Origin of the sequence: uncultured Flavobacterium sp. (assembly GCF_963975005.1) — a bacterium.
Lineage (GTDB): Bacteria > Bacteroidota > Bacteroidia > Flavobacteriales > Flavobacteriaceae > Flavobacterium.
The window spans coordinates 1-9702 of sequence record NZ_CAXBFR010000111.1 but is presented as its reverse complement, the minus strand read 5'-3'; the positions used below and the strand labels follow the sequence as shown (position 1 = coordinate 9702).

The 9702-nt window shown below is 30.7% G+C and carries 9 protein-coding genes, 1 tRNA gene and 1 pseudogene; 7 read left to right on the top strand and 4 right to left on the bottom strand.

Features of this window, described 5'->3' with window-relative positions; all coding sequences use genetic code 11:
- Window positions 1-167: 167 nt before the first annotated feature.
- From AACZ53_RS11810 to AACZ53_RS11780, 7 genes and pseudogenes are all read left to right on the top strand, one after another.
- Window positions 168-920: pseudogene (locus tag AACZ53_RS11810) on the top strand (asparaginase domain-containing protein); the annotation flags it as partial.
- 72 nt (window positions 921-992) lie between these two features.
- Window positions 993-1080 (top strand) — tRNA-Ser (locus tag AACZ53_RS11805).
- A 76-nt stretch (window positions 1081-1156) separates the two neighbouring features.
- Entirely contained in the window at window positions 1157-1966 is an 810-nt protein-coding gene (locus AACZ53_RS11800; RefSeq protein WP_339838681.1) for a MotA/TolQ/ExbB proton channel family protein, read from the top strand.
- Between the two features lie 26 nt (window positions 1967-1992).
- The gene (locus tag AACZ53_RS11795) at window positions 1993-2418 is read left to right on the top strand and encodes a hypothetical protein (RefSeq protein WP_339838678.1); all 426 of its coding nucleotides are present in this window, start codon (window positions 1993-1995) and stop codon (window positions 2416-2418) included.
- Window positions 2419-2422: 4 nt separating this feature from the next.
- Window positions 2423-3043, top strand: a complete 621-nt coding sequence (locus AACZ53_RS11790) for a biopolymer transporter ExbD (RefSeq protein ID WP_339838676.1) — start codon at window positions 2423-2425, stop codon at window positions 3041-3043.
- A 13-nt stretch (window positions 3044-3056) separates the two neighbouring features.
- The gene (locus tag AACZ53_RS11785) at window positions 3057-3533 is read left to right on the top strand and encodes a biopolymer transporter ExbD (RefSeq protein WP_339838674.1); all 477 of its coding nucleotides are present in this window, start codon (window positions 3057-3059) and stop codon (window positions 3531-3533) included.
- Between the two features lie 75 nt (window positions 3534-3608).
- Window positions 3609-4283, top strand: coding sequence for a porin family protein (locus tag AACZ53_RS11780; protein ID WP_339838671.1), 675 nt, complete (start codon window positions 3609-3611; stop codon window positions 4281-4283).
- On the opposite strand, the gene AACZ53_RS11775 is transcribed toward AACZ53_RS11780, so the two are convergent.
- From AACZ53_RS11775 to AACZ53_RS11760, 4 genes are all read right to left on the bottom strand, one after another.
- Window positions 4278-4886, bottom strand: a complete 609-nt coding sequence (locus AACZ53_RS11775; protein WP_339838668.1) for a hypothetical protein — start codon at window positions 4884-4886, stop codon at window positions 4278-4280. The genes AACZ53_RS11780 and AACZ53_RS11775 overlap by 6 nt on opposite strands.
- Window positions 4887-4894: 8 nt before the next feature.
- Complete coding sequence (rpoN, locus tag AACZ53_RS11770) at window positions 4895-6355, bottom strand: RNA polymerase factor sigma-54 (protein ID WP_339838666.1); 1461 nt, start codon at window positions 6353-6355, stop codon at window positions 4895-4897.
- 103 nt (window positions 6356-6458) lie between these two features.
- The gene (asnS, locus tag AACZ53_RS11765) at window positions 6459-7904 is read right to left on the bottom strand and encodes an asparagine--tRNA ligase (RefSeq protein WP_026717547.1); all 1446 of its coding nucleotides are present in this window, start codon (window positions 7902-7904) and stop codon (window positions 6459-6461) included.
- Between the two features lie 30 nt (window positions 7905-7934).
- Window positions 7935-9702: MMPL family transporter (locus tag AACZ53_RS11760; protein WP_339838661.1), on the bottom strand; the 1768-nt coding region annotated here is incomplete at its 5' end.

The following is a 9702-nucleotide window of genomic DNA, read 5'->3' as shown; positions in this document are numbered from 1 at the left end:
AAGGTTTCTTCATAATATTTCTGTAAATCAGGGGCCATTTGGCTTATCCTTCTATGTAGTACTTAACAATAGTGTTATTGTAGCATAAAAACAACACTTTGTCAAGTCTTTTGTTAACTATTTATTGCTTTTGACGCCTAGTCATCATCTGGAGGTTTGCAATACGCTCATTTGAGGCAATATCAGCAGCTTTGAGTTTTATGCTCGAAAATTTAGCAAAACCTGTTGTTTTTACGGGTTCACAATTGCCAATTGGAGATTTAAGAACGGATGCTAAAGAAAATCTTATTACAGCTATTCAGACAGCTTCGCTACAAGACAAAGGAAAGCCAGTTTTTAATGAAGTTTGTTTATATTTCGAATATAAATTGTACAGAGGAAATCGTACTACAAAAATAAGTGCCGAACATTTTAATGCGTTTGCATCACCAAATTTTCCTGAATTAGCCGAATCGGGTGTGCATTTAAAAGTAAATAGAGAGATACTTTTAAAAAATAAGGGCAATAAAAAGTTAAAAGTAAATAAATCTTTTGATGACAATGTCACTGTTTTAAAGCTATTTCCTGGAATTAGTAAAAATGTTTTATCATCAGTATTAAAAACTCCAAATTTAAAAGGAATAATCTTAGAAACTTATGGTTCTGGAAACGCTCCTACATCAGAATGGTTTATTTCTGAGTTAGAAAATGCAATAAAAAATAATATTTGCGTTATCAATGTCACGCAATGTAGTGGGGGAAGTGTTAACATGGGGCAATATGAAACTAGTACACAATTAAAAAATATAGGAATAGTCTCAGGAAAAGATATTACTTCTGAAGCAGCTATAACAAAATTAATGTACTTATTAGGTCAAAAAGTGGCGCCTAAAGTGTTCAAAACCATTTTTGAAACACCGTTAAGAGGAGAAATGACATAAAAATAATGAACAAAATTTTCTCACGTGAAATTTTTTATGTTATTTAGCAACTTCAAATTTCAGTTCTCCATTGGAGAGGTGTCCGAGTGGTCGAAGGAGCATGCCTGGAAAGTATGTATACTCCAAAAGGGTATCGAGGGTTCGAATCCCTTCCTCTCCGCACTAACAATTTGTATTTTAATAAATATTTTATACTTTTAACCAAATTAACTAATTAAAATTTAAGAACAAGAGCAATGAAAAGATTATTTTCTATTTTAGCAATCACAGGGATTATGGCTTTCGGAAGCGTACAAGCACAAGAGGCTACAGATTCTACAGCAGCAGCACAAACACAAGTTGAAGAAGTTGCAGCTCAAGCAGATGAAACAAATGCAGTAGCGACTTCGGTTGAAGAAGATGCACCAGCTGCAGAAGTATCATTTACCCAAAAATTAAAACAACGTTTCGTTGAAGGTGGACCTGGATTTATGGGAATCGTATTATTATGTTTAATTTTAGGTTTAGCAATTGCTATCGAAAGAATTATTTACTTAAACTTATCTACTACAAACACTAAAAAATTAGTTTCAGAAGTAGAAGATGCTTTAAAATCTGGTGGAGTTAACGCTGCAAAAGAAGTATGTAGAAATACTGCTGGTCCAGTTGCTTCTATTTATTACCAAGGTTTAGACAGATATGAGCATGGAGTTGATTCTGCTGAAAAAGCTGTTGTTGCTTATGGAGGAGTTCAAATGGGACAATTAGAGAAAAATGTTTCTTGGATTTCATTATTTATCGCTTTAGCACCGATGTTAGGTTTCATGGGAACTGTAATTGGTATGATTGAAGCGTTTGACAATATTGAATCTGCAGGTTCTATGGAGCCATCTTTAGTTGCTGGAGGTATTAAAGTTGCCTTATTAACTACAGTATTTGGTCTTGTTGTTGCAATGATACTTCAAGTGTTTTATAACTACATTACTGCAAAAATTGATTCTATCGTTAACGACATGGAAGATGCTTCTATCAGTTTAATCGATATGTTATCAGACTATAAAAAATAATAACCTATAAATAATATATAACTGTTATGAATTTACATAAAGTAATCAAAATAGCAGCTCTTGTTATAGCAGTACTAAGTCTAGTGTTTTTAGCACTAATAATGGCTAGTAGTGATGCGGTTAACAGCAGTTGGATTTCACCCCTTATATATTTATCTTATGTAATTCTATTTGCATGTGTTGCAGTAGTTTTAATATATGTATTTAAGAATTTATTGACACATAAAGAAGCATTAAAAAGAGCAATGATAACTTTAGCAATTTTTGCTGTAGTTTTATTATTATCTTACATCTTTGCAGATGGTTCAGATGTATACAGTGTAAAAAAAGAATTATTGGTTTCAGGAAGTGCCTCAAAATTAGTAAGTACAGGTTTAACTATGACTTATATTTTAGGTGCAGTTTCTGTTGGATCTTTATTCTTTTTCATGTTTAAAAACGCAAAAAAATAATAGTATGGCAAAGAAAAGAGGTGCACCACCAGAAGTAAATGCAGGCTCTATGGCAGATATTGCCTTCTTATTGCTTATCTTCTTCTTAGTTACAACAACTATCGGAGTGGATCAAGGAATTAATAGAAAATTGCCACCAATGCAAGATGAACCAGATGTTCCGCCAATTAATCAACGTAACATTTTAACGGTTTTAGTTAATATGAACAATCAGTTGTTGGTTAACGAAGAGCTAATGGATCTTAAAGATTTAAGAGAAAAGGCCGTTAATTTCTTAGAGAATAATGGTGATGGAACTTGTGCTTATTGTGAAGGGTCAAAAGATGCAACATCTTCAGACAATCCAACAAAAGCTGTCATTTCTTTATCTAACGATGCTGAAACTACTTATGAAACTTATATTGCTGTGCAAAATGAATTAGTTGCCGCTTATAATATCCTAAGAAATAGAGAAAGTCTTAAGAAATATGGTATTTCTTTCTCAGAATTAGAATACATTTATAGTGATCCAGCTTCAAAAGGGGATTATTCAGATAAAGAGCTAGAAAAGTATGGGGAAAAAGTTAGATATATTCAAGAGTTATTTCCTCAAAGACTTTCAGAAGCAGAACCAAAACGTAACTAATAAATTTTAGAAAATGTCTAAATTTAACAAGAAAAAATCGGGCGATATGCCAGCAATTTCAACAGCATCTTTACCAGATATTGTATTTATGCTATTGTTTTTCTTTATGGTTGCTACTACTATGAAAGATAGTGATTTAATGATAGAGAATAAATTGCCAAAAGCTGATCAAACATCTAAATTGTTTAAAAAAGAATATGTGATGTATATCTACGCTGGTAAACCAAGTGAAAGATATCAAAGCACTTATGGTAGCAATGCCAGAATACAATTAAATGACAGATTATCTAATGCTAGTGACATTCAAAGTTTTGTTACATCAGAAAGAGCAGCTAGAAATTCTGACGCGGAACCTTATTTAACAGCTTCATTAAAAATTGATAAAGATGTAAAAATGGGATTAGTAACAGATATCAAACAAGAATTAAGAAAAGCAGAACAATTGAAAGTTAATTATACAACTAAACAAGGAAGTGTAACAAATAAATAATTATTTTTACTGTATTAAAATAAAAAGGTGTCCATTTGGATGCCTTTTTTTATTATTTTTATAAAAAATTAGAAAGTGAAAAACCTATTGTTGCCTTTTTTTATTCTCTTTACTATTGTATCATTTTCTCAAGATGATGAAAACACAGTAGTGGATTCTTTATATAGAGAAGATCAAATGTATGCTACTTTTTCGCTAAACCTTTTGCAGAATAGACCTGCTGGTTTTAGTAAACACTCATTATCATCTGGATTATCTGTTGGGTTTCTCCGAGATATGCCTTTTAATAAAAAGAGAACTTGGGCATTTGCAGCTGGATTAGGTTATTCTTACAATAATTTAAAGAATAATATCAAAATTGATAATTCAACTAGTGTTATTAATTATACTATAGATGATACTTTCGATAAAAATAAATTAGTTTTACATCAGTTAGATTTGCCAATAGAAATTCGTTGGAGGAACTCTACTTACGAAAGTCACAAATTTTGGAGAATTTATACGGGCTTTAAAATTTCTTATTTATTTGCTGACAAATCTGTTTTTAAATCATCAACTGAAGACATAACTGTTAGAAATAATAATGATTTATCTAAAATTAAATATGCTACTTATTTGTCTGTAGGAAATAATACGGGAAATATTTATGTACAATATTCACTTTCACCAATTTTTAAAGATGTTCAATTGAATGATAAAAGATTAGAACTTAGTTCTTTGAATATCGGATTTGTCTTCTACATTTTATAGATAAAATTGCCATAAAATTATTTGAGAAAGTAAGCCAATCATAGAACCTGTTAAAAGTTCTATATAGTTATGAGACTTCATATATAATCTTGAAGAAGCTACACTTCCAACAATTAGAATCATTAAGGCAACTACTGGAATGATTGGCACATTTAAGTAAACGTATAAGCTTACTGTAAAGGCCAATAATGAATTTACACCAATCATATGTAAACTTACTTTAAAGTTTATAAAAGTTAGTATAAATGCTATTATAGAAGAAGTTAAGCCGCCTAGTAAGAAAAAGTAAATTGCTGGTAAATCTTCTATAAAACCACTAAATTTTATTAATAACAACAAAAATAAAGCTTGAAGCAATATGGGAAACTTCCTCTCATTAATTGTTGCTTCGGTAAATGATTTTATATAACCAGTAGCTTTTAACAAATAATATATTGATAAAGGCAATAACATAGTTAGTATTACAACTTGAATTAATAATACCAAGGACAGTGCATTAAGACCTAAATCTGATAACCATATATAAAGTAAAACACCATAAAATGTCACAAATATGGGGTGAAATATATAAGAAAAAGAGGGTAATATTTTTTTTAAATCCATAGTTGGAATTATATCTTCTTACGCAAACGTGCAACAGGAATGTCTAGTAATTCTCTATATTTAGCTATAGTTCTACGAGCAATTGGATATCCTTTTTCTAATAATAATTCAGCTAATTTGTCATCAGGATAAGGTTTCTTTTTGTCTTCGTTCTCAATAACTTGTTGTAAGATGTTTTTAATTTCAATAGTTGAAACTTCTTCTCCTTGATCGTTAGTCATAGATTCACTAAAGTAATCTTTGATTAACTTGGTTCCGTAAGGTGTGTCAACATATTTGCTATTCGCAACACGTGAAATGGTTGAAATATCTAAACCAACTAAATCAGCAATATCTTTTAAAATCATTGGACGAAGTTTAGTTTCATCACCATCTAAAAAGTATTCTTCTTGATAATGCATTATGGCATTCATAGTAACGAATAAAGTTTCACTACGTTGTTTTATGGCATCAATAAACCATTTAGCTGAATCTAATTTTTGTTTGATAAACTGTACAGCATCTTTCTGAGAACTTGATCTTTCGCTAGTATCTTTATAAGTCTTTAACATGTCTTGGTAATCTTTAGACACATGAAGTTCTGGAGCGTTTCTACCGTTTATAGTCAAGTCTAATTCACCTTCGATAATCCTAATGGTAAAATCTGGCACAACATGTTCTACCATTTTTAAATTTCCACTATAAGAACCACCTGGTTTTGGGTTTAATCTTTCAATTTCATCAATAGCTTTTCTTAACTGATCTTTTGAAACATCAAATTTTTGAAGTAATTTTTCGTAATGTTTTTTAGAAAAAGCATCAAATTGGTCTTCAATAATTTGTGTAGCTAAAGCGATAGATTCATTAGGTGTTTTATGTTTCAATTGAAGCAATAAACATTCTTGTAAATCGCGAGCAGCAACTCCCGAAGGTTCTAATTCTTGAACAATATGCAAAATGCGTTCAACCGTTTTTTCATCTGTGTAAATACCTTGTGTAAAAGCCATATCATCAACCATATCTTGAATAGTTCTTCTGATATAACCCATATCATCAATACTTCCTACCAGAAATTCGGCAATATTTCGCTCATCATCATTAAGGATAAACGTATTCAATTGGTTGATTAAATCTTGATGAAAACTTATACCAGCAGCAATGGGTCTGCTTTTGTCTTCATCATCATCACTGTAATTATTTGCCTGATATTTATAATCAGGAGTTTCATCATTGCTTAAATATTCATCAATATTGATGTCAGTTTCAATGCTTTCGTTGTCATTGTCATAGTCATCTGAATTGTCATCGTTAAAGTCATCATCATAATCTTCCACTTCATCTTTTCCATTTTCTAAAGCAGGATTTTCAACTAATTCTTCTTCTAAACGTTGTTCAAAAGCTTGCGTAGGCAATTGAATTAACTTCATCAACTGAATTTGTTGTGGAGATAATTTCTGTGATAATTTAAATTGTAAACTGTGTTTAAGCATTTTATTGTTCATGAGTAACAAAGCGACAGAGTGGCTGAGTTTCCTCGTGTTTATGAATTAAATTTAATCATTTTTTTAATACTTTGTAACTTAGTAACTAAGATTAAAATTCTGCGTTTTGTGGCGTTCTTGGGAAAGGAATTACATCTCTAATATTTGACATTCCAGTTACGAAAAGAACTAAACGTTCAAACCCTAATCCGAAACCTGAATGAACTGCACTTCCAAATTTTCTAGTATCTAAATACCACCATAATTCTTCTTCTTCAATACCTAAAGCGTGCATTTTTTTTACTAAAACATCATAACGCTCTTCTCTTTGTGAACCACCAACAATTTCACCAATTCCTGGAAATAAAATGTCCATAGCACGAACTGTTTCTTTTCCGGGTTCAGTATTATCGTTTAATCTCATATAGAATGCTTTGATATTTGCAGGATAATCAAACAAAATTACAGGACATTTAAAGTGTTTTTCCACTAAATAACGTTCGTGTTCACTTTGTAAATCTGCCCCCCATTCTTTAATGATGTAATTGAATTTACCTTTTTTGTTTGGTGTTGAATTTCTTAAAATATCAATAGCTTCAGTATAAGAAACACGTTTGAAGTTGTTTTCTAAAACGAAGTTTAATTTTTGCAACAAACTCATTTCACTTCGATCAGCTTGAGGTTTTGATTTTTCTTCATCCAATAAACGTTGTTCAAGGAAAGCTAAATCATCACCACATTTATCAATGGTATATTTGATTACATTTTGAATAAAATCTTCAGCCAAATCCATGTTTGCATCTAAATCATTAAAAGCTACTTCTGGTTCAATCATCCAAAATTCTGCTAAATGTCGCGAAGTATTTGAGTTTTCAGCTCTAAAAGTTGGGCCAAAAGTATACACTTGACCTAAAGCCATAGCATACGTTTCAGCTTCTAATTGACCAGAAACCGTTAAGTTTGTTTCTTTTCCAAAGAAATCTTCTTTATAATTTACGTTTCCTTCTTCTGTTCTTGGAGTTTTATCGAAAGGCAAAGCAGTTACTTTAAACATTTCACCAGCACCTTCAGCATCACTTCCTGTGATAATCGGAGTATTTACGTAAACAAAACCTTTTTCTTGAAAGTAATTGTGTACAGCAAAAGATAACACAGAACGAACTCTCATAATTGCTCCAAAAGCATTTGTTCTAACGCGTAAATGGGCATTTTCTCTTAAAAATTCAAGAGAATGTTTTTTGGGTTGAATAGGATATTCTTCCGGATTTGAATCACCTAATATTTTGATTTTAGTAACCTGAATTTCTACGCTTTGTCCTTTTCCTTGACTTTCTTGCAGAATTCCAGTTACTGAAACAGCAGCACCAGTTGTAATTCTTTTTAATGTTTCTTCTGGTGTGTTTTCAAAATCGACAACACATTGAATATTATTGATCGTTGAGCCGTCATTCAACGCTATAAATTGATTGTTTCTAAATGTTCTAACCCAACCTTTAGCTGTTACTTCGTGTAGTGTTTTTGTGCTATTTAAAAGGTCGATAACTTTAGTATGTTTCATTCTTTTCTAATTTAATTATAACTGTAAAAATTAATCTTGATTTACTATTTCATCATCTTCATGATTTTCTGACAAAATATCTATTGTTGGTTCTATAAATTCTTCTTTATTGGCAATTGTTTTTTCTAAAGATAATAATAAAGCTGGTAATAATACTAAATTTGATATCATGGCAAATAATAATGTTAGAGCAACTAAACTTCCTAAAGCAATTGTTCCTCCAAAACTAGATAAAGTAAACACTGAAAATCCAAAGAATAAAACTACAGAAGTATAAAACATACTCACACCAGCTTCTTTGATGGAATTGTAAACTGATTTTTTTATGCGCCAATTGTTTTGTTTTAATTCTTGACGGTATTTTGCTAAAAAGTGAATCGTATCATCAACGGAAATTCCGAAAGCAATACTAAATACTAAAATCGTAGAAGGTTTAATCGGAATTGCTAAAAAACCCATCAATCCAGCTGTCATAATTAAGGGCAATATGTTTGGCAATAAAGAGACAATTATCATTTTAAAGGAACGAAATAAATAAGCCATTAAAAGTGAAATCAAAATGATGGCAAATACTAATGATAAAACTAAATTTTGAACCAAATAATGTGTTCCTTTTTCAAAAACAAATGCTTTTCCTGTTAAAGTGACTTCATATTTTTCTTTCGGAAATATTTTATCAATTTTTTCTTGAAGTCTTTCTTCAATCTTAGCCATTTTATCGGTTCCAATATCTTTCATAAAAGTTGTTACACGAGCATATTGTCCGGTACTATCAACATAACTTTTTAAAAGATTTTCACTGTTTTCTTGCGTTGAATTTTTAACATAAGTCAATACAAAACCTTCTTCTAATTTGCTAGTTGGCAATTCGTAATAGTCAGGATTACCGTTATAGTAAGCTTGCTTGGCATATTTAACTAAATTAACAATAGAAACGGGTTTTGACAATTCGGGAATCTCTTCAATTTCTTCTTGAAGTTTATTAATTCGTTTTAAAGTAGCCGATTTCATAGCGCCTTTTGGTTTTTTTGTGTCAATCATGATTTCCAAAGGCATTACACCGTCAAATTCATTTTCGAAGAATAAAATATCTTTAAAGAAAGGTGCTTTTTTAGGCATGTCTTCAATTATACTTCCTGAAACTTTTATTTGATTTATTCCAATAATACCTAAAACCAGAACAATTATCGCAGTTGCAAATACAGCAATTCTGTAGTTTTTTATTACGTTTTCAATCCATTTAATGAATGAATTCATGTAGTTTTTGCCTAAATGTTCCAGGTGTTTGTCCTTTGGTAAAGGCATGTAACTATAGATAATAGGAATAATTATTAGACAAAGTATAAATAAGAAAACTATGTTTAATGACGCAACGATACCAAATTCAGTCAATAATTTACTATCAGTAAACATGAAAGTGGCAAAACCAGCTGCTGTAGTTAAGTTAGTCATTAAAGTAGCATTCCCTACTTTAGAAATAACTCGTTGCAAAGATTTTGCTTTGTTACCGTGAAGTTTTATTTCTTGTTGGTATTTATTAATTAAGAAAATACAATTTGGAATTCCAATTACAATGATTAGAGGTGGAATAATTGCTGTTAAAACGGTAATTTCATAATGTAATAAGCCTAACGTTCCAAAAGACCACATTACACCAATAATAACAACACACATAGAAATTAATGTGGCTCTAAAACTTCTAAAGAAGAAGAAAAACAGGAAAGATGTAATTAATAAGGCTGCACCAACGAACAAACCAATTTCATCGATTATACTTTGTGCATTTAAAGTTCTAATG